General features: G+C 70.5%; 1 pseudogene. It reads right to left on the bottom strand.

Annotation, left to right across the window (positions count from 1 at the left end):
• Window positions 1-951, bottom strand: a pseudogene (locus JCM9942_RS16780) (phosphoketolase family protein); the annotation flags it as partial.
• Between the last annotated feature and the right edge of the window lie 38 nt (window positions 952-989).

The raw sequence follows: 989 nt of genomic DNA, 5'->3' as shown, positions 1-989 counted from the left end.
CCGCCGCGGTTGACGAAGCCGAGCGCCGCGGTCGTGGCCGGGCCAGTGTCGAGCCGGCGCAGCGCGCCCAGGAAGGCTCGGGCCGCGTATGCGTGACGAATATGCGCGGCCGTTCCGCCGGGAACAGTGCATGGACCTCGCTGTCGGAGTGCACGTACCGCGCCTCGTCCGGATCGCGCGGCGTGCGGAACCGGCCGGGCTCGCCGAGATAGACGATCGCGGCCGACACGCCACGTTCAACGAGGCGCACCTGCGCGTGGCGCACTTCCTGCAATTGGTAAGCACCGGTGGCGACCAGCAGGATCGCCGCTGTCGCCGGGTTGCCGGCCAGGCACAGCGCACCTTGGGTGGCCAGCGCCTGCGCCTGCGTCGGTGTCAGCTCGTGCGGCACCGGTCGCTTGGGGACGACCAGGGTGGTGACCGTGCCGCGTTGCGCGTAGGCGTGGGCGAGGGCCGCGGCGGCGCCGTTGGCGTCCGGGGGAAACACCACGCGCGATATGTCGGCCATTTCGCCCAGGAGCGCCTCGGCCATGGTCGGATCCTGATGGGACTGCTCGTTCTTCGCGTTCTCCACGTGTGCGAGGTCAGCACGAGAGGCACGCCCAGCCAGCCGGGCGGTCGCCCCGCCTGTGCCTGGTGACGCGCGAAGATCAATTCCTGGCGCACGGCGCCAAGCATCTTCGGTGCGAACGCCTCGTAGGTGACCACCAGGTTCAGCCCGCCCTTGTTGCCGAGCGCGGCGCATACCACGGCTTCCTCATTAAGCGCGGTGATGACCGCGCCAGTGGTCGATTCCGCGACACCGGGCTCGGGCTCGTGCACCCGGTGCTTCATTGCGTCCAGGGTGCGATCGAGCTTGTTGCTGCGCAGCTCGTCAGGATTGCCCACGCGCACGCGCAGCCCCGGGTTCGCTTCGGCGATGGCGACGAACTGCTCGTCGAGCGCGGTCATCGGCGAGCTCTCGCCGCCGGCGCCGCGGTCGGCGATCG

The organism is Stenotrophomonas pictorum JCM 9942, assembly GCF_001310775.1.
Classification (GTDB): Bacteria; Pseudomonadota; Gammaproteobacteria; order Xanthomonadales; family Xanthomonadaceae; genus Stenotrophomonas; species Stenotrophomonas pictorum.
Note: the sequence above shows the minus strand (reverse complement) of the source record. Positions and strands in the feature narration are given on the sequence as shown.